The following is an 18,231-nucleotide window of genomic DNA, read 5'->3' as shown; positions in this document are numbered from 1 at the left end:
GATGAGCAGACACCCGAGTCCGGCGAGCCATCGGCGATCGACCCGACAACGAAAGGCCATCCATGCCAGTCCTCTCATCCGGCGATAAGGTCCCCCGCGTGCACCCCGACGCGGTCGTGTCGACAAGCGCCACCCTCATCGGCGATGTCGTCGTGGAGGCGGACTGCTCCATCGGGCACGATGCCGTCCTTCGCGGTGATCTCGCCCCGGTGCTCGTGCGATCCGGGGCCACGATTCAGAATGGCGCGGTCCTGCACGCCCCGGCCGGCGCACCGGTCGAGATCGGCCGGGACGCCACGATCGCCAATCGCTGCTGTGTTCAGGGCGCGAGAATCGGCGCGCGAACCGTGGTGGCGGACGGGGCGATCATTCTCACCGACGCGATCGTCGGCGCGGACTGCGCGGTCGCCGCCGGGGCGGTCGTGCTGGGCGGAACCTGCGTCCCCGACCGGATGCTGATCACGGGCAGGCCCGCGACCGGCTGGTCACCGCGCACCACCGAGGTTGGGCCGAGTCGAGCCTACGACCGTATCGATGTGGCCGGGTGAGCGGCGTGCGTAGCGATTTCGAGCGTCAATGGATCGCGCTGAGCGTGGTCGCCGAAGTGGTCGAGCACTTCGACACCCATTCGACCCTGGGGCCGCTGATCCACGTCGATCCGCATTTCGGTCGAGTCACCTTCTTCCGAATTCCGGGCCGCATGATCCTGCATGTCGTCGGGGACGATCGTGCCGCCGACGAGTGTCGGCATCTGTTGTCGGACAGGGGACTTCGAGGCTGGCGACTGCATCCCGTACCGGACGGGGAGACCCCGCTGGTCAGCGTGTGCGAGGACATCCACCGGATCACCGGCGGCGATCGGGTGTACAACGTCCTGGCCGACGCGGGTTTCGCGACGATCGAGGAGCTCGCGGCGACTCCGATACAGGCGCTTCGAGAGCTACCGAACCGCGGCCCGGACACCACCGCTCACATCGAAGACATCTTGATCTGGTGGCATGCGAATTTCGCTCTCACCCAAGGGTTTCTGCCAGCGCCGGTGAAAGCGGCGTTGGCCGAGACGGCCGCCTCACTCGAGGGGTGCGGACTGCTGGCGGTGTGCGGATTCCCGGTGTCGGGCAAGTCCACGGCGGCGAAGTACATCGCCGATATCGCCGGAGCCACCGTGCTGACCCAGGCCGGGTTCGCACCCGAACTCGAACGTGTGGCGCTGGCGGCCCTCGGTGGCGCGGCGGGAGATCGCGATAGTGACCTCTATCGGCGGGTGGTGGCCCCGGCGCTCTACGAAGGGCTGGTGCGCACCGGCTTGCGGATAGCCCCGAAGCACCCGGTCGTACTCGACGCCTCGTTCCTTCCCGTCATACGGCACGTCACGACAAAGCATCTCGCACTCGCCGACTATCTGCGAGGTATGGCCGACGTGCCTGCCGCGATGCCGGTCGTCACGGTGTGGATGGATTCCTCACCTTCGGATATTCGGACGCGAATGACCAAGCGCGGCACCGAACGCGACGTGTCACGACTGGCAGGTTGGGACTACTTCCGAACGACGATGTTCAGCGACCATGATCGCGTAATCGCTTGTGCAGCATCCGATTTCATCATAATAAACTGAACCGCCGAAGGCTCATGGATTCACATGCCCGGCGGCGCGCACCCAGGTAATGTACCATTGCATCGCAATTCGATTCATCGCTTCATCTCGATGAGCGGCCGACCGCGCTCATCACGATCCTCCGTTCGGACACCGGTGGCCAATTCCTGGCGGCGCGACCGGACCGGGCGGATCGATGAGGTTCCGTCTCGCCCCACGCACGGAACCACGTCACGGTGGTCCGGAGCACCCAACCCCCCGCTCCGGACCACCACCTCGTTTCACCCTCGCCCCGCTTTCGGGTATCACGGTTCGCTGTTGCAGGTCGTGTGCCGAGCGCGCTGGAAGGTTCACAGCAATCGAACTCGATAGCCATCGGGGCCCTTCCGATGCCGTTCACTACGGGAAATCGTAAGTCGCACAGAGGACTACCAACCCGTGACAACATCCAGATACGCGAATCACCGTGGGCTGTCGCGCTCGGCGGCGTTGCTGCTGTCGGTAATCGTGGCCGTGGCCGCGATAGTGCGCGTGCCCGGCTCGGCGGCGGCGGACACCGAATCGGCGCCGTTGTCCCCCAACGGCTCCCACCTCGATCGGATCGAGACCAGGGGACATGACGCGATCGACATGTACGTCCATTCCGCGGCCATGAACACCGATATCCGGTTGCAGGTGCTGCGCGCGGTGGATCCCACCCGGCCCGCGCCGACCCTCTATTTGCTCAATGGATCCGATGGGGGCGTCGGCGGCGGCTGGTACGACGAGACCGATGTCGTCCGCTTCTTCGCCGATAAGCAGGTCAATGTGGTGATTCCGATCGGCGGCGCGGGCAGCTATTTCACCGACTGGCGTTCGGAGGACCCCACTCTGGGCCGTCCGCGCTGGACCACGTTCCTCACCCGAGAGTTGCCTCCCATCGTCGATGCCACGCTGAACGGATCGGGTGTCAATGCCATCGCCGGAATCTCGATGGGCGGTACCGCGGTGTTCCAATTGGCCGAAGCCGCACCGGGTCTGTACCGGGCCATCGCCTCCTACAGCGGATGCGTACCGACCAGCGATCCGGCGGGCCAGGCGTTCGTCGCCCTGGTGGTCGCGCGCTTCGCGGGCAGCCCGACGAACATGTGGGGTCCGCCCGACGATCCCGAGTGGACCGCCAAAGACCCCGCATTGCACGTGGATCTACTGCGCGGCACCGAGATCTATGTATCGGTCGGCAGCGGGCTGCCCGGACCGCTGGACACCCCCACCGGAGTCCGCGGCGACACTCAGCGCCTGACCTGGCAACTGCTGTTCGGTAGTCCACTCGAGGTCCTGGCCAACGATTGCACCCATCGCCTCCGAGATCGTTTGCACGACTTGGCGATTCCGGCGACATTCGACTTCCGCCCGACCGGTACTCACTCCTGGGGCTATTGGCAGCAGGACCTGCACAACTCCTGGCCCCGACTCGAGGCGGCCCTGTCCGGGCCGAACCGCGCGGGCCGGTAGCTCGCGCGGTTCGACCACCCTGCCGATATCGGTTCGGACATCAGATCCGTGCGGGCAACTGCGGCCCGAGCGCGGCGGGGATACCCGACATGGGCGGTCGGTCGGCGGCATCGAGTTCGGCGGCTGTGCGCAGCCAGGTGTCGCCATCGCGGGTCAGCTGCGGCAGGGGTACACCGGAATCTTGAATTCGCAAGCGGTGCAGCAGGGTTGCGATGATCTGGCGACTCATGACGGCTAATTCGTGGGTGGGCCGATTGCGATGGATGCGGGTGCCGAGGTCGACCTCGGTGATAGCACGCAGACCGTGTCGCTGCCAGCAGTCGATGAGGATGCCGATCTCCACCCCGTAGCCGGGCGCCATCGGAATGGTGGTGAGCAGGCTACGCGTGGCGGCGTATTCGCCACTGAGCGGTTGGGCGAGTTCGGCCAGCGCGGGTGCCAAGGCAGCGAGCAGGGGTCGGGCCACCAATTGGGTGACGCGCCCGCCGCCGTCGAGATCGTAGGTCGCGCCGATCCGCAGCGGTCGACGGTAGCAGCCCTTGACCAGTCGCAGCCGGTGGTCGGTGAGTAGGGGTGCGAGTAGGGACGGCACGATCGTCGGGCTCGGCGACACCAGATCCGAATCGACGAACACGATCAGATCGCCGCTCGCGACCGCCAATGAGCGCCACAGCACTTCGCCTTTACCCGGCCGCGTCGGCAGATCGGGAACCGCCTGCTCCCGGGTATAGACGATCGCGCCGGCGGCCCGGGCGCGATCACGGGTTCGGTCGGTGGATCCGGAGTCGACGACCAGCAGTTCGTCGACGAGCCCGCCCACCAGCGGACGAATCGACGCGATCACCCCGGTGATGGTCTCCTGCTCGTTCAACGCGGGCAGCACCACCGAGACGCGCCGCCCGTTCTTGCGGGCGATGAGTTCGGGGATCGTCCAGGGCTGATCGAAGCGGACGAAGTCGGTGGAGGGCGGGGTCATCGAAGGCTCCTGTTGTCGAGGATGTCGGTGGTCATGTCTGCCCAGATGTCAGACCAGGGGCGGGCGGGACGCTCACAACGCCAGATCGTCACGTGGCGGTCGATGCCGGGGAACCCGAGCCGATCATCCACATGAACGAGCGCGGTGATGTCGGAAAAAGATTGGCGCAGAGTGGTTTCGGAGCCGTCGATCATGACGAACAGCGCGCTCGCGGTCGCGGGTGGCGGGGTGCCGAACAGCGCGAAACCGCGGTTGGGGCTGTACACCTTGAAACGTCCACCGGCCAGATTATCCAAAGCGGCAGCCTGCCAATAGGTTTGCGCGATCACAATGGTGCCCTCGCGTCGATCGGCGGGTAGGTCCCGGTAGGCACCGGTGACGGCGGAGACCAGTCGATCCCACCCCGAGGTTCCGAAAAGTCGCATACGCAACGAGATTTCGGCCTGGGTGTCGGCGGGTTCGCGCAGGTGCGAAGCGGGCAGCGGGAGCAAGCCCACGATGAGGACGAAGACGGCGGCCGATACCGCCACAGCACAGGCCAACACACCGCGCGATGCCCGGGAACGCCATGGGCGCAGTGTCGTCAACGCGTACGTGGCGCCGGCCGCGAACAGCGCCGGCAGGTAACCCGCGAAGTAGTAGGGGCGACCATCGATCGCGACGATGAAGACGATATCGGCCCCCGCCGCGATGGCCACGAAGCGGTGGCGACGCCACTCGGCGTCGACAATCAATGCCCGCAATCCATTGAGCAGCAGTGGTATTCCCAGCAGACCGGCAAGTAGTGCGAACTGAACCGGCAGCCCGGCGACGCCGCCGGTGGCGGCGCGTTGTTCACGGTCCACGACCGCTCCCATCGCCAGTTGCGGCCAGCCGTGCGAGTGCTGCCACCAGGCCATCGGTATTGCCGACACGCAGACCAGCGCCAGCCCCACCCAGAGTGCGCTGCGCCTGAGCAGATTTCGCGGACCCGCGGTCACCACGCCCACGGCGAGGGTTCCCAGAAGCACGGGGGCAAGGAGTTTCACCTGCACATCGAGGGCGACGATCAACGTCGCGGCGAATAGCAACCTGTCCTCACGGGTGCGAGTCCAGCGGATCAGCAGCCAGACCGTTGTCGCCGAGAGCGTGGCGTCGAACGCGAAGGTCGATAATGTCGCGGTCTGGGTGATCAGAAAGGGGCACGTGGCGTAGGCCAGTGCCGCGAGGGTTTGCGCGGCCCGATCACCGCCGAACTCCCTGGCGATGGCCGCGGATACCGCGATCGCCGCGGCACCGGCCAGGATCGATGAAATACGCAGTACCACAAGAGATCCCGGGGCGACCGAGCGCGCGAGGTGTGCGAGCAAGGGAACCAGCGGCCCCTGGTCGACATACCCCGGCGACAGATGCCGACCGGCCGACAGAAAGTACAGCTCGTCGCCGAAATAGTCGTACCGCGCGCATCGGGCCAGCAGCAGGACGGTTGTCACCGCCATGATCGCGACCACCGGTCCGGTGGCGAAGCGGACCTCGTTCTCGCGGCTCATGCCCGGCTGCCCGCGTCGCGTGGCATGAGCAGTGTCAGCATGCCGAGGGCGAACGCGATCGCGGCCATGATGGACATCAGCGTGCTCAGCGCCGCGATGTAGGTCTGGGCCATGGTGACCGCGGCGGCGTCGATACCGACGTCGGGAATGGTTGCCGGGCAGGTGGAACCGTCGACCATCGGTGTGGGGGAAGCCAGTGCGGCATGGGCGCAGGTGTCGAACCGCCCCACCTCGGCCAAGGTCCGCTCGAGTGGTATTCCGCGCTCCATCAGCGCGCGCGCGAACGCCGACTCCCCCGCTGCGATGCCGTCGCCGTCGCTGATCCGAGCGAAGAACACGGTGCCCAGCGCGGCAGCACCGAACGCGCTGCCGAGCTGTTGGATGGTCGGCAGCAGGCCCGACGCCGAGCCGACCTCACTGTCGGTCACACGCGCGGTCATCAGCGCGGGCAGTGCCGCGGCGAACCAACCGATGCCTATGCCCGCCAGGCAGATCGGCGCGGCGAGAACACGGGCCTCGACACCTGCCGATGAGTGGTGCAGCAAGCTCGCGATCACCGCCGCCGACACCGCGAACACCAGGATGCCGACGGTGAGGGTCCGCGATCCCAGACGTGCAACCAGCAGCGGTGCGGTAGCCGCGGCCGGGATCGCCCCGAGCGCGAACGGTGTCATGAACGTGGCGGTCTGCCACGCGGACAGGCCGATCCCGGATTGCATGGTGGCCGAGACCGTGAACAGGAAGGCGGTGAAGACTCCGTAGAACACCAGCATCGCGATCGCGCCGACGGCGAAGGTGCGATCGGTGAAGATCGCACCGCGGAGCAGTCCGGTTCCTTCTGCCCGGTATTGCTGCCAACCGAATACGACCAGCACCAGGCAGCCCACGCCCAGCATAACCAGAATGGCTGCCGGCCACCCTCTTTCGCGACCGACCGTGACCGGATACAACACCAGCAGCAGCCCCACCGAGGCCAGAAGCACGCCGGGGATGTCCGCACGCGTGGAGGTGGGCGACGCACCGATGTGCAGCCCCCGATACGCCAGAATCAGGGCGAGCACGCCGACGGGTGCGTTGAGCAGGAAGATCGCATGCCATCCCAGTCCCAACGGGTCGGTGGCGACGATCGCGCCACCGACGAGCGGGCCCGCCAGTCCGGCGGATCCGGCGACCGCGCCGTAGATTCCGAATGCGAGCGCGCGCCGATCGGGGGCGAAGCTGGCATTGACGATGGCCACCGTCTGCGCCGCCATCCCGGCGGCCGCGATGCCCTGCACCATTCGTCCGCCGATCAGAGCCGTGCTCTGCTCACAGCAGCCACACCAGATCGACGCCATGATGAACCCGGCCATCGACGCCAGGAAAAGCGTTCTGCGACCATGGATATCGCCGAGTCGGGTAGCGGTCGGGAGTGCGCACGCGAAGGCGAGGCTGTAGCCGGTGACGACGAACAGTTGCGCGGAACCCGTCGCCGCCAGGTCGCGAGCGAGGGTGGGAAGCGCGGTGTTGACAACGGTCATGTCCAGCATCTGGAGAAAGACCGCGAGCAGGCACGCTGCGAAAGCGCCCCGGGCCGCGCGTAGCGGAACGGGGCGGACACTGCCGATGTCCGCCGCGGTTCGGATGCTCATCGCCGTGTATCGATATCGACGCTGTAGTCGCCGTCCGTCGCCACCGTCGTCAGGATCGCGGTCAGTGTTTTGACATAGCGGTTGATCGAGGCATGCGCCTCGGGGGTGTCGGGGAACAGCAGACTCAGGGTGGTCACGTCGGAGAAACGATTGACCCAGACGTAGACCGCACCCGAGGCGGCCCGGTTGCCGTAGATACCGCCGTTGATGTGATCGAGAATCTCCGCGCCCGGGATCTTGCGGACATCGATATGCGAGAGCATGGTCGCGGCCCAGCCCGTTCGCGTGCGGATGGCCGGGTCGGTCGCGGCGAGTTCCAGGACACGATGCGGGGAGATATCGGTGAGTTCCTTGGCTTCGTCGACAACCCACTGGGCGGTGGACACCAGCGAGGTGAAGGTGTCGGTGGGCTCGAGTTGGAACGCGATCGGGATCAGGTTGGTGTACCAGCCGATGGATCCACTCTCACCGGATTCCTTGCGGGTGTTGACCGGGGTGAGCGCGAAATACCATTCGCGCCCGGCCAATTCGAGATCGGTCAATGCCAGCGCGACGAACAGTCCGCTCAGAAAGCGCCCACCGTTGTCGGTACACACCTGCTCGAACCGCAGTGCGGTCCGCTCGTCGAAGAGCGGGACGGTGATCTGCGCGCCGTCGCGAAACCCGGATCCCTTGTCCTGGCCCAGATCCACCGGCATAGCGGGCATCTCACCGCCGTTCTGGCGAAGCAGTCGCACCCACGTGCGCGTAGGTGGCGACTCGGGGAGCAATACCGCGTTGAGCGCACGCTCACGGCAGCAGTAGTGCAGGTGGCTGCCGACGGGTGGGAGTTCGGCTCTGCTGCCGGCGGATTCGATGCCGTAGATCATGAGCAGTTCGGCGAAGGTCAACGCCTGACCCACACCATCGGTGTGCAGGTGGTCGATGGCGGCGAAGATGGTGAACGAGGTCCCGTGATCGATGACCCCGAAGCCGAAGCAGTCCCAGTGCAGGGCGTTGGGAACAAGCCGGTGTACATGTGCGCGGATCGCACTGCCGGAGTCGAACAGTCCGTAGTCGCGGGTGATCACCGAGATCATGTCGGCGGGGACGGTTCGCCGCGCGATCGCCCCGCCGGGTTCGTGGGTGAACCAGCTGGCGAAGGTGTCGTGGCGACGCAGGAACCGAGTCACGGTGCGTTTGAGAGCCGGACGGTCCGGGTGTCCCGGTAATTCGACCGCGATCATGCACAACCGTGAGGCATGCACGCCCGCATCGACATTGCGCAGGGTGGCTCGCAAATACTGCTCCTGCTGATAGGACGGCGGCGTGGGATGCGGTGGTGCGGCGAGCATGGCGGCGTGGGACTCCGGGGCGATTGTCCAGCCGGTAATGCGGCCGGGCGCGGGAGTCCAATCGTCGATGAAGCCGAAGTCGAGCACGGACCCCTCGATTCCTCACGGGATTTCTCCGAGAACTGTTGTCGCAGCGCAGTTAACGACACCGTGCGAGATCAGAGCGCGGGGAACTCGAATCTTGTGAGGACTTCCAACCATCCGCGCGCCCCGACTCCCGCGACGATCCGGGATTTCCAGAGATGTTGCTGGCCAGTCGAGTTCGCACCTACCGTCTCCGCTCACAACCAACCACGAGTGCGGGAGTCGCGATGAGGCATGTATCCGGGTGGCCGCTGCGCCGATGCCGAATCCGGTCGCGACGATTGCTCACCACGATGACCCTGGCATTGGTTCTACCGAGCTCGGTGGTCGGCACCGCGGCACCGGCTCCGACACCTATCGCGGTATCGGAGGTGAGGGTGAACGCGCGTGGCGCGGCCGACGGATCGCACCTGGTCTCCGCCGCCGACGGAGCCGGGCGCATGCTCGATCTCGATGTGTACTCGGCGGCCATGGACAGCGTCATCACGGTGAAAGTGCTTCGCGCACCGGATGGTTCGGTCCCCACCCCGGTTCTGTACCTGCTCAACGGCGCCAATGGCGGGCTCGATGCGAGCAGTTGGTTCGACCAAACCGATATCGCGGACTTCTTCGCCGATACACAGATCAGCCTCGTGATTCCGATGGGCGGTCGCGCCAGTTATTTCACCGACTGGCGTACCGACGACCCGGTACTCGGACGACAACGGTGGGCGACATTCCTGACCGGCGAACTGCCGGTGATCATCGATTCGGCCATTCGAGGAAACGGCTCGAATGCCATCGGCGGTATTTCCATGGCCGCCACATCGGTCTTCCAATTGGCGTTGGCCGCACCGGGACTGTATCGGGCGATCGGCTCCTACAGCGGCTGTGCCCGCACCAGCGACCCCGTCGGCCACGCTTTCGTGAGTGCGGTGGTGGCCCGCTGGGCAGGAAACGCGGTCAACATGTGGGGCCCGCCCGGCGACCCCGAATGGAACGCCACCGACCCCTACCTGCACGCGGATCAGTTGCGCGGCACCGCGATCTACGTCTCGGCCGGTACCGGCGTACCGGGCGCGCTCGACACGCTCGACGGTCCGGGCATCGCGGGCGATACCGCCAAACTGCAAGCACAGCTGACCACCGGCGTCGTCATCGAGGCGCTGTCCGCACGGTGCGCGGTGGCCCTGCGCGACCGTCTGGCAGCTCTCCGAATACCCGCCACCTTCAATCTGCGCCCGGTCGGAACTCACTCCTGGGGGTACTGGCAACAGGATCTTCATGATTCGTGGCCGCTGTTCGAACACGCACTGCACTGACCCGTGCGGATCGTCCGCCGGAAATCCACTACGCCGTCGTCTGCGTTTTTCAGATCACCGGTGCGGGGCATTCACCCAATGCCCGCCAGGGTGTGGTTGACCAATCGAAAGGCCCGTCATGACAAAGGATTTCGACGCTCGACCTGGCGGCATCGCGACCGAGGATTCCGCTCGCGCGCAGTTGCTCACGTTTATCGCCGAACTCGCGGTGGCAGGGGTCCGCCCCACCGAGCATTCATTCGGCGCGAGCGCGGATCGGCGAGCCTCGATCCGTGTGGTCGGCTGGGGTGTGGGTGGCTGCCGGGGGCGCTGGCACGGCTGTGAGCCGGGATGCGAGCTGGTGGTGACGACCAACGCGAAACTCGCGCTGATGTGCGAGCAGCCGGACCGCGTGCGCTTCTCGCGCGCCCGGCCGCGATATGTTGCCCCTTCGGATCTACCGAATCTGCGACAGGTGCTGGCGGCTGCACGAGTACTGCTGCTGCCGCGCCCACTCGCTGCCTGACACGCTCGCCGCTGAACGGCGAAAGCGGTCATCCCAACGCGTTCGCCTGGTTCATTGCCGCGGGAAGGCTGTCACACATGGCGAACAGCACGTCCGCGCCGGTGATCTCGAGCGGACGCGATACCGGGTACGAGCCGACGATGCGCAGCAGTTCCGGGCTGTGCTGGGCCGCGGCGGCCAGCACGGTGATCCCGGCCGAGCCCAGAAAGCTGACCCCGGTCATATCGATCACCACGGTGCGCGGGCTCGTATGCAACGCGTCGCGCAGCACACGGTCCAGCATCGGCGCCGATGTGACGTCGACTTCCCCGGTCACGGTCACGACCGGGCTTGCGGTGTCGGTATCGAGCTGCACCTGTAGGAGCTGAGTCTTGTCGGGATCGTTCATCCGCGAGTTCCCTGTCACGTTGCCCGATTTGCACCATTACGTGAACGGGTACACCACTTCGCCGGAGGTTTCGATACTGACCGTACCGCTGACCATTCATGCCGACCGACCAGTCGCTGACGTTCGACCAGCTCACGAATGGTGACCGGGTGGAACTCGCCTGCGTCCTACCGGTCGGGCCACGTGCCGGTCAGACGCTGATAGCCCGCCGCGCCGGCGCGGTCGATGGAGGCTTTCACCAGACCGAAGATCGCGCCCTGTAGTGCCGCCGCGACGAGGACTTCCTGCCAGCTGTAGTTCCGCGCGGTCGCGCTCGGGGCCCGGTCTTCGCCGCTGGCCCGGCGCCAGATCTGGGTGAACACCGCGTTCGCGGCGATACCACCGAGCACCCCGACCAGCATGCCGATGGGTTTGTACAGAGTATTCACGCACGCCTCCGCTTCGAGATCCACCAGAACACGGCGACACCGGAAAGTGCTGCGGCCGTGAGGGGAATCGGGTTCCGGCGCCCGATGTCGGCGGCTTGCAAGGCCCGAGCGAGCACCGGTTCGGGTGTTCTGGCCACTGCCGTGTCCGCGGCCAGGGCCGCCTGTTCGCGCACCTGTGCGGCGGCCGCGCGGGCGTGCTCGCCGACCTCGGTTGCGCGCTCACGCGCAGCCTGTGCGGTCTCGTGCGCCTTGTCCTGCGCGCGGGCGCGCACGTCGGCTTTGTCGCTCAGTTCTGAGACCGTTTGAGCGAGTTCCGCTCTGGCTTGGTCGCGATCCTGGCGGACACTGTCGAGTTCGTCCGCACCATGTGATTCTGCTGGGTCGCTCATCGCCGCCCTCGTTCCTTGATGGTTTCCACATCGTCGCGGACGCCCGCGAGTGTGTCGGTCGGGACCGGGGGCGCGGCCTGGCCGACGGTCTTCTTGCCCGCCAATGCCAGCACCCCGCCGAGTACGAGCAGCACGGCCGCGATGATCAAGGCCGCCGCCCAATCGGGCACCGCGCGCGATAGCCCCAGTACCGCAGCGGCGACCAGGGTCGCGCCGCCGTAGAACGCCAGGAGCGCACCGGCTCCCGCGATGCCCGCGCCTTTGGCTATACCGCCGGCTTTGGCTTGCGTTTCGAGCACGGCCAGTCGCATTTCGTCCCGAACCAAGCGGGTCAATTGGGTGCTGGCGTTCTCGACAAGTTCTGCGACGGAACGTTTTTCCTCGGCCAGGGATACCGAGGGAATCTGGTTCCTCGTTTCTGCTGCATCGGTCATGATCGTCACCTCCTGTTATGTGGCACTTACCCGGCGATCTCGATGTGAAACGATGTCGCGGGGTGCCGTCAGTGGTGTTCCGGAATGCCCTCGCTGCCGGTGAAACTCGCTTCGCCCGAGTCGACGAGGCCGAGGGTCGACAGCGGGCGCGGAGTGACCACGTTGGTGAGATAGGACAGGGTGATCGCCCAACGGTTGACGCCTCGGGACACCGCGAAGGTGTGGTAGGCCCGGGTGATCGCCTTTGCCGGGAATCCCGACAGATGCACGCCCAGTGGGTTGGCGACCGCGAAGCGCGGCCCGAGGTCTACGACCAGACCCATATCGCGATGCTTGTACGGTTTCGCCACTCCCACACCCACACTGGCCGCGACATTGCGCGCCAGAGCCTTGCCCTGGCGGGTGGCGTGCTGTGCGGTGGGCGGGGTGATCTTGCCCGGGTTGGTGACATCGGGAACCGCCGCCGCGTCACCACCGGCGAAGACATCGGGATGAGAGGGAACGCGCAGGGAGGTGTCCACGACCAGCCGTCCGCGTTCCATCGGCAGATCCAATCCCGTGAGCAGCGGCGCGCCGGTCACCCCGGTAACCCAGGCGACCGTGCGCGTGGGAACGACTGTGTCGTCGGTCAGTACGACCTGATCCTCGGTCAATTCTCGCAGTGAGGTCTGTAAGCGGATATCGATACCGCGATCGCGCAGGACACTCAATGCGTTGTCCCCCAACCTATTACCGACCTCGGGCATCACACGGTCGGCGGTATCCAGGAGCAGGAAACGGATCTCGGTGGGGTCGAAACCGCGCCGACGCGCATACGCGTCGGCCAGCGCGCGCAACTGCGCGATCAGTTCGGTTCCGGCGTAGGAGGCCCCGACCACCACCACCGTGCGTAGGGCTTGGCGGACGGCGGGATCGGTTTCGTGGTCGGCCAATTCGAGCTGGCGCAGGAAATGCTCACGCAGATACACCGCCTCGGCGATGGTCTTGAGACCGCGAGCGTGCTCGGACAAACCGGGGACGTCGAACAGCCGGGTGACCGAACCCGGGGTGAGAACCAATCTGTCCCATGACAATTCGGTCCGCGTATCACCCTCGCCGGTGATCGTGACGGTCTTGCCGTCCAGGTCCACCGCATCGACCTTCCCGATCACCAGCTTGACCCGGGGCAGGGTGTCGGTGAGGGAGATGGCGACGAACCGGGGATCGATCAGACCGCCCGCCACATCGGGCAGCAACGGTGTGTAGAGGTGGTAGTCGGTCGGGGAAACGAGCACGACCTCCACATCCTCATCCGATCTGCTCAGGATGCGACAGAGCTTCCTCGCGCAGGTGAAACCTGCGAATCCACTGCCGACTATCACCACGCGCCGCAGACCCGCGCTCTTGTCAACCGTCACCGGAGGCACTCCGTTCGTCTCGACTCCCTACGCCTTTCCCGCCGCATCGGATATGAAACCGCGCAGGGCGCAGGGGACCGGGCCGACTATGCGTTGGAGCTCATCTGGTCTATAGGCAGCCGGTGGCATCGCTGACACCGTCCGCCTCATGGATGGGGAAGCGATTCAGGACCTACCGGTTCTGATGCGCGCGCTGACGCTGTTCGTCCAATTCCGCCGCGGCACGCTCCTTCCCGGCCTCGGCTTCCTTCTTCGCCGCGTCACGCTGCGATTCGGCTTTGTCCTGCTGAGCGCGTCCTTCCTGGCGCAGGTCATCGTTGCCGAAAACCGCTCCCGCCGCCTCCTTGGCCGTACCCTTCGCGCCTTCGACGGCCCCTTCGAGCCCTTCACGCACGCCGCTCTTGTCATGCTCGGACATGAGATCTACCTCCACAATCGATTCAATACGGACACCAGCGACCTACCCTGGCATTCCGCCTCGAAACACCCTTCCTGTCAGTCTGTTTCACGTCGTCCGAGCGAGTTGCGAGCGAGAGTCGAACCTCAGAGAAGGACGGATCTCATTGCGGCCCAACTGATGTGCGCGAGCCGCAGAATAGGGCACGCGCCGCGCCAGGGTGGGAGCTCAACCCGGTGAGCAAGGCGGCGGAGGTGACCGCCGCGCTCAGCTCATCGAAGTCACCGGCGGAAGGGAAGGTTCGGACTCGCCTGAACCACATGGGAAGGCCGTCCCGACGGAGTCGAGCGGACGACAGTGAGATTGCTGCGGATGTCACCTATTCGCGCGCGTTCAGCCGGAAAACGAGGTCCGGCCCGAACGGGCCGAAGCGGAACCCATGTCAGGCATCAACTCGCGAGGTAGTACTGCGCCCATTCTTCGAAGGCAGTGAGTGAGATGCCGAGGGCACTGGCGTACGCCGGGCGGCCTGGTTGGCCGGCCGCATTGAGCCATTCGAGCGCGGCGGCGAAGGGCGGCATTCCCGCAGCCAACGCTTGCTGTTCGGTCATGTCGGGTGCGGCGAGGTCTGTCCGCAAGGCGCGGGAGAGGATCTCGGCGATCTCCGTCATCGACAGGTAGTCGCTCGCCAATTCCAGCTCGACTCTGTGGAATCGCTTCGGCGCGGTGATGGCTGCGGCGGCCGCGCGGCCGATGTCGTCCACCGCGACCAGGGACAGCCGGGTCTCGGGGTTGATGACGCTCACCAGACCGCCCTCGATGCCGCGCGGGAACATGTACGCCGCGGACGGCAGGAAGTTCTCCATGAACGTGCCCGGCTTGAGCAGCGTCCAATGCTGAAAGCCGGCCTCGCGGACCCGGTCCTGGATCATGCTCTTCGCATTCAGAGTGGGTTCCATCGACGCCCAGCGCCCGTCGGACCAGCCGGGAGTTTCGGTGTGCTGCCCGGCGCCGGTCACCGAGGTGTGCACGAACTGCGGCACACCGGCGGCCTTCGCGCCCTCGATGAGGTTCACGCCCTGCGTCACCTCCCCGTCGAAATCGAAGCCGCCCGCGGTGATTCCGGGCATCTGCACGGAGAACACGGCCCGGGCGCCTTCCGCGGCCCGAATCACCGAATCGCGGTCGTGTAGGTCGCCGGTGACCAGTTCGGCACCGATCGCCTCGATGGCCTCGGCCCGGTCGGTGGCTGGGTCGCGCACCAGGGCGCGGACCCGAACTCCGGCTCCGAGCAGGGCGCGCGCGGTGGCACCACCCTGCTTGCCGGTGGCGCCGGTGACCAGGACGGGCGAAGTTTCTGTGGACATTGGCGTTCCTCGACTACTCGACTGCTAAACGGCGGGGCCCGCCGTTTAGTCCTCACGTACGATATGGCGGGGCCCGCCGTTTTCGCAATACAGGAGGTGACACGGTGTCCGAACAGCAGCGTGCGGATGCTCGCCGCAACTACGCCCGCGTCCTCGCCGTCGCCGAACAAGAGGTCGCCACCCACGGCGCCGGTGCCTCCTTGGAGCAGATCGCCCGCATCGCGAAGGTTGGCTCGGCGACCGTGCGCCGCCACTTCCCCACGCGCCACGCGTTGCTGGAGGCGGTCTCCCGGAAACGAATCGAGGTGCTGTGCGACCGCGCCCACGACCTGACAGGTACGGGCGACAGTCGAACCGCCCTGCTGGACTGGCTGACCGATGTCGTCACCTACTGCGTTCACGCTCGGGGCCTGGCTGTCGCGCTGACCTACGACGCCGCCGGATCCGACCCGGTACACGGCAACTCGTGCTCGGCCGCGCTGGAAGAGGCGGGAAACCCCTTGCTGCGCAGCGCAATCGAGGATGGGGCAGTAGCGCAAGGTGTCACTGTCGCAGACCTGATCGCGGTGATCGTCGGCATCGCCCTGGCCACCGAGCACCATCCCGACCCTGTCAGCCGCGCGAAACAGCTGTTCGAACTGTCCGTGGCCGGTGTGAGCCCGCACAGCCAACCCGCCGCATTGGGCCGCGGATTGTCCAGTGCGAGTGACCCATTCCGAGAATAGGCATGAATGTCGTGTCGACCGACAGGCACAGGTGCGGAGTGGACATCGGAGTCCCTCGTGACATCCTCTCGGCAGAGCTCGCCGGCATCGCGAATCATGTTGTGCGCGAGAGGTCTGGACGCGGGCTGAACAGAATCTGATCCGCGTTGAACTCCGTGGTGGGCTGTGGCTTACTCATAGGATGAATTCGGTCTCGACAGTCGAACGCTCGTCGGGGCGCGCGCTTCCCCTCTGGTCGGTTCCGATGGTGTTCATCGTCGGCGCGACCTCCCAATACGCTGGTGCTGCGCTCGGAGTGTCCCTGTTCGATACCACTGAACCCGCGACCGTCGCCTGGTTGCGGGCTGCCGCGGCGAGCGTAGCCTTGCTGGCTTGGCGGCGGCCATGGCGAGCTCGGTGGACTCGGCGGATGATCGCGGTAGCGGCCGGGTTCGGCATCGTCACGCTGTCGATGAATATCGTGTTCTTCGAGGCGATTGCGCGCATTCCGCTCGGCACTGCGGTCGCCATTGAATTCCTCGGCCCCGTTGCGGTCGCCACGCTCGGCTCGCGTCGAGCCCGCGATCTGCTCGCGGTCGCATTGGTCGCGATCGGTGTGATTCTGCTGGCCGGAGTCCAACTGGACGTGGAACCGGTCGGCATCGCCTTCGCCCTTGCTGCGGCCGTCCTGTGGGCGGGGTACATCCTGGTCGGCAAACGCGTTGCCGACGCGGGCGATGGTCAGGACTCGCTCGCGGTGGGAATGGCCGCCGCCGCGATCCTGTCCGCACCGTTCGTGCTGATCCCCCAATTCGCTATCGACGCAACGGTTTTTGCCGACCCTCGCACCTGGTTACTCGGTCTCGGCATCGGCATCCTGTCGAGCGCGGTGCCGTACGCACTGGACCAGGTGGTGCTGACCGCGGTCGGCCGGGCCCGCTTCGCCCTGCTGCTCGCCCTGCTTCCCGCCACCGCGAGCGTGGTCGGCGCGATCGCCCTCGCGCAACGCCCGACGGTGTTCGAACTGGCGGGCATGGCGTTGGTCATGCTGGCCTTGGCCATCAGCGCGATACCCACGCGCCAGCCGACACCGGAACCACCCGCGCCGCTGTAACTTCCTGCCCCATCGGCGATGTCATGACAGGACCCCGCGGGCCGAGCCGGATCCACGAGCCTGTGTGCATTGTGGCCAGATCTGCCAAGATGCACGGAATGAGCATGGAGCGTGCGGGACTCGTCATCTGGGACGTCGACGGCACCTTGATTCCGGCCGATGCCGACGACGACGGTATCGACGAGTCTCATCAGCAGTTGGATGAGGTTGTGACCGAAGAGGACTCGGAGCCGGCACGCGATCAGCCCGCTTACCCGGGCGCGGCGGACACCCTCAAAATCCTTGATGCACACGGGCTCGTACAGACTGTGCTGACAGAGAGTCCGCGATCCGCCGCCGAGATCAAACTTCGGGCCGCCGGGTTGGACCGGCATATCGATTTCGACATCGGCGCTTTCGGATCCGATGCACGCGACCGATTCGACCTTCCCGCCGTCGTGGCCACACGGTTCGAAAGCAAGTACGGCAAGCCGCTCTCCCCGGCGCACACGGTTGTCATCGGCGACGCGCCCCACCACATTGCCTACGCCAGGCAGGCGAGGTTCGGTGTCATCGTCGTCGCCCACCGAACACCTCGCGAGGAGTTGGCTCAGCATTCACCGGATGCGATCGTCGATGCCTTGTATCCAAATGTTGTTGCGGCCCTTGTGGAGTCACTCACCAGCACGTGGCCGTGAGCCACTGAAGCCTGCCAGTGGCCGCGAGCTACCGCGTGGCACGGCTGCCGCGCCGCACCTGACACATCCCACCCTCGGCCCGTCGACTATGCGATGATCCGGAAACGCCGTATCCCACGAGGCAATTCGAGGTGACATGAGCGCAAGACTCTGGGCCGCACTGCCGATAGCGATCAGCGTCGCCGTCCTGGCCGCTTGCGGCTCGGACGACGAATCGTCCTCGACCAAGGACATCGCGTTCCTGGCCGCCGTTAAGCATGACGGAGTGCCGACCGCCGACGGGGATATCTTCGGCACCGCGAAAACCGTGTGCCGAGAGATGCGCGAGCAGGGGCGCACAGCTGCCGATGAAGTGAACGCGGTGGCCGCCGTCCCCGGGACGCGGGACACACCGGCCCCGCTCTACACCCGCGACCACGCCCGAAAGATCGTGGACGAAGCCATCACGTTCTATTGCCCCGAATACAACGGCCAGGCTGCGAACTGAC

Annotated in this window: 20 protein-coding genes; 9 read left to right on the top strand and 11 right to left on the bottom strand. The window is 66.0% G+C overall.

The window, feature by feature from the left end; all coding sequences use genetic code 11:
* Positions 1-98 precede the first annotated feature (98 nt).
* The 3 genes from ACFC4D_RS15710 to ACFC4D_RS15700 all read left to right on the top strand — a co-directional run bounded on the left by ACFC4D_RS15710 (position 99) and on the right by ACFC4D_RS15700 (position 3,088).
* Positions 99-548 carry a gamma carbonic anhydrase family protein gene (locus tag ACFC4D_RS15710; protein ID WP_376063769.1) on the top strand — a complete coding sequence of 150 codons (450 nt, stop codon included), beginning with the start codon at positions 99-101 and terminating at the stop codon, positions 546-548.
* Positions 549-553: 5 nt separating this feature from the next.
* Entirely contained in the window at positions 554-1,615 is a 1,062-nt protein-coding gene (locus tag ACFC4D_RS15705) for an AAA family ATPase (protein ID WP_376063766.1), read from the top strand.
* Between the two features lie 417 nt (positions 1,616-2,032).
* Positions 2,033-3,088, top strand: coding sequence for an alpha/beta hydrolase (locus tag ACFC4D_RS15700; protein WP_376063763.1), 1,056 nt, complete (start codon positions 2,033-2,035; stop codon positions 3,086-3,088).
* 40 nt (positions 3,089-3,128) lie between these two features.
* Here the strand turns inward: ACFC4D_RS15700 and ACFC4D_RS15695 are convergent, their stop codons facing one another.
* Genes ACFC4D_RS15695 through ACFC4D_RS15680 form a run of 4 tightly spaced genes read right to left on the bottom strand, consistent with a single transcriptional unit; the run spans position 3,129 to position 8,645 of the window.
* Positions 3,129-4,064 (bottom strand): glucosyl-3-phosphoglycerate synthase, encoded by a 936-nt coding sequence (locus ACFC4D_RS15695; RefSeq protein ID WP_376063760.1) that lies wholly within the window; start codon positions 4,062-4,064, stop codon positions 3,129-3,131.
* Entirely contained in the window at positions 4,061-5,593 is a 1,533-nt protein-coding gene (locus tag ACFC4D_RS15690) for an ArnT family glycosyltransferase (protein ID WP_376063758.1), read from the bottom strand. Before ACFC4D_RS15690 ends, ACFC4D_RS15695 begins: the two co-directional genes overlap by 4 nt.
* Entirely contained in the window at positions 5,590-7,224 is a 1,635-nt protein-coding gene (locus ACFC4D_RS15685; RefSeq protein ID WP_376063755.1) for an MFS transporter, read from the bottom strand. Before ACFC4D_RS15685 ends, ACFC4D_RS15690 begins: the two co-directional genes overlap by 4 nt.
* A complete protein-coding gene (locus ACFC4D_RS15680; protein WP_376063754.1) occupies positions 7,221-8,645 on the bottom strand; it encodes a condensation domain-containing protein in 1,425 nt (474 codons plus the stop codon). The genes ACFC4D_RS15685 and ACFC4D_RS15680 overlap by 4 nt, the downstream gene beginning before the upstream one ends.
* Before the next feature lie 290 nt (positions 8,646-8,935).
* On the opposite strand from ACFC4D_RS15680, the gene ACFC4D_RS15675 reads away from it, so the two are divergent.
* Positions 8,936-9,943: an alpha/beta hydrolase gene (locus ACFC4D_RS15675; RefSeq protein WP_376063752.1), complete on the top strand. Its 1,008-nt coding sequence runs from the start codon at positions 8,936-8,938 to the stop codon at positions 9,941-9,943.
* 118 nt (positions 9,944-10,061) lie between these two features.
* The gene (locus ACFC4D_RS15670) at positions 10,062-10,448 is read left to right on the top strand and encodes a hypothetical protein (RefSeq protein WP_376063751.1); all 387 of its coding nucleotides are present in this window, start codon (positions 10,062-10,064) and stop codon (positions 10,446-10,448) included.
* 28 nt (positions 10,449-10,476) lie between these two features.
* Here ACFC4D_RS15670 and ACFC4D_RS15665 read toward each other — a convergent pair whose 3' ends face one another.
* The 7 genes from ACFC4D_RS15665 to ACFC4D_RS15635 form a co-directional block, all read right to left on the bottom strand.
* The gene (locus ACFC4D_RS15665; protein ID WP_376063748.1) at positions 10,477-10,803 is read right to left on the bottom strand and encodes an STAS domain-containing protein; all 327 of its coding nucleotides are present in this window, start codon (positions 10,801-10,803) and stop codon (positions 10,477-10,479) included.
* Between the two features lie 200 nt (positions 10,804-11,003).
* Positions 11,004-11,264 (bottom strand): DUF4235 domain-containing protein, encoded by a 261-nt coding sequence (locus ACFC4D_RS15660; protein ID WP_376063746.1) that lies wholly within the window; start codon positions 11,262-11,264, stop codon positions 11,004-11,006.
* Complete coding sequence (locus ACFC4D_RS15655; protein ID WP_376063745.1) at positions 11,261-11,653, bottom strand: DUF3618 domain-containing protein; 393 nt, start codon at positions 11,651-11,653, stop codon at positions 11,261-11,263. The genes ACFC4D_RS15660 and ACFC4D_RS15655 overlap by 4 nt, the downstream gene beginning before the upstream one ends.
* The gene (locus ACFC4D_RS15650) at positions 11,650-12,087 is read right to left on the bottom strand and encodes a phage holin family protein (protein ID WP_376063743.1); all 438 of its coding nucleotides are present in this window, start codon (positions 12,085-12,087) and stop codon (positions 11,650-11,652) included. Before ACFC4D_RS15650 ends, ACFC4D_RS15655 begins: the two co-directional genes overlap by 4 nt.
* A gap of 68 nt (positions 12,088-12,155) precedes the next feature.
* The gene (locus ACFC4D_RS15645) at positions 12,156-13,460 is read right to left on the bottom strand and encodes an NAD(P)/FAD-dependent oxidoreductase (RefSeq protein ID WP_376064841.1); all 1,305 of its coding nucleotides are present in this window, start codon (positions 13,458-13,460) and stop codon (positions 12,156-12,158) included.
* A gap of 196 nt (positions 13,461-13,656) precedes the next feature.
* Entirely contained in the window at positions 13,657-13,902 is a 246-nt protein-coding gene (locus ACFC4D_RS15640; RefSeq protein WP_375956859.1) for a CsbD family protein, read from the bottom strand.
* A gap of 428 nt (positions 13,903-14,330) precedes the next feature.
* On the bottom strand, positions 14,331-15,248 hold the full coding sequence (locus ACFC4D_RS15635; protein WP_376063741.1) for an NmrA family NAD(P)-binding protein: 918 nt from the start codon (positions 15,246-15,248) through the stop codon (positions 14,331-14,333).
* Between the two features lie 104 nt (positions 15,249-15,352).
* Between ACFC4D_RS15635 and ACFC4D_RS15630 the strand changes: the two genes are divergently transcribed.
* The 4 genes from ACFC4D_RS15630 (at position 15,353) to ACFC4D_RS15615 (ending at position 18,230) form a co-directional block, all read left to right on the top strand.
* Positions 15,353-15,973: a TetR/AcrR family transcriptional regulator gene (locus tag ACFC4D_RS15630; protein WP_376063739.1), complete on the top strand. Its 621-nt coding sequence runs from the start codon at positions 15,353-15,355 to the stop codon at positions 15,971-15,973.
* Between the two features lie 409 nt (positions 15,974-16,382).
* Entirely contained in the window at positions 16,383-17,066 is a 684-nt protein-coding gene (locus ACFC4D_RS15625) for a DMT family transporter (RefSeq protein ID WP_376063738.1), read from the top strand.
* Positions 17,067-17,164: 98 nt separating this feature from the next.
* Complete coding sequence (locus ACFC4D_RS15620; protein ID WP_376063736.1) at positions 17,165-17,743, top strand: HAD family hydrolase; 579 nt, start codon at positions 17,165-17,167, stop codon at positions 17,741-17,743.
* A gap of 136 nt (positions 17,744-17,879) precedes the next feature.
* The gene (locus ACFC4D_RS15615) at positions 17,880-18,230 is read left to right on the top strand and encodes a DUF732 domain-containing protein (protein ID WP_376063734.1); all 351 of its coding nucleotides are present in this window, start codon (positions 17,880-17,882) and stop codon (positions 18,228-18,230) included.
* The last annotated feature ends 1 nt before the right edge of the window (position 18,231 follow it).

This window comes from Nocardia sp. NPDC056000 (genome assembly GCF_042269265.1).
GTDB lineage: Bacteria > Actinomycetota > Actinomycetes > Mycobacteriales > Mycobacteriaceae > Nocardia.
Note: the sequence above shows the minus strand (reverse complement) of the source record. Positions and strands in the feature narration are given on the sequence as shown.

Bases quoted from the DNA above. Each gene is read 5' to 3' on its own strand.
- ACFC4D_RS15675 (WP_376063752.1), top strand. From the start codon at position 8,936: ATGACCCTGGCATTGGTTCTACCGAGCTCGGTGGTCGGCACCGCGGCA.
- ACFC4D_RS15670 (WP_376063751.1), top strand. From the start codon at position 10,062: ATGACAAAGGATTTCGACGCTCGACCTGGCGGCATCGCGACCGAGGAT.
- ACFC4D_RS15650 (WP_376063743.1), bottom strand. From the start codon at position 12,087: ATGACCGATGCAGCAGAAACGAGGAACCAGATTCCCTCGGTATCCCTG.
- ACFC4D_RS15695 (WP_376063760.1), bottom strand. From the start codon at position 4,064: ATGACCCCGCCCTCCACCGACTTCGTCCGCTTCGATCAGCCCTGGACG.
- ACFC4D_RS15640 (WP_375956859.1), bottom strand. From the start codon at position 13,902: ATGTCCGAGCATGACAAGAGCGGCGTGCGTGAAGGGCTCGAAGGGGCC.
- ACFC4D_RS15615 (WP_376063734.1), top strand. From the start codon at position 17,880: ATGAGCGCAAGACTCTGGGCCGCACTGCCGATAGCGATCAGCGTCGCC.
- ACFC4D_RS15685 (WP_376063755.1), bottom strand. From the start codon at position 7,224: ATGAGCATCCGAACCGCGGCGGACATCGGCAGTGTCCGCCCCGTTCCG.
- ACFC4D_RS15625 (WP_376063738.1), top strand. From the start codon at position 16,383: ATGATCGCGGTAGCGGCCGGGTTCGGCATCGTCACGCTGTCGATGAAT.
- ACFC4D_RS15655 (WP_376063745.1), bottom strand. From the start codon at position 11,653: ATGAGCGACCCAGCAGAATCACATGGTGCGGACGAACTCGACAGTGTC.
- ACFC4D_RS15620 (WP_376063736.1), top strand. From the start codon at position 17,165: ATGAGCATGGAGCGTGCGGGACTCGTCATCTGGGACGTCGACGGCACC.
- ACFC4D_RS15690 (WP_376063758.1), bottom strand. From the start codon at position 5,593: ATGAGCCGCGAGAACGAGGTCCGCTTCGCCACCGGACCGGTGGTCGCG.
- ACFC4D_RS15635 (WP_376063741.1), bottom strand. From the start codon at position 15,248: ATGTCCACAGAAACTTCGCCCGTCCTGGTCACCGGCGCCACCGGCAAG.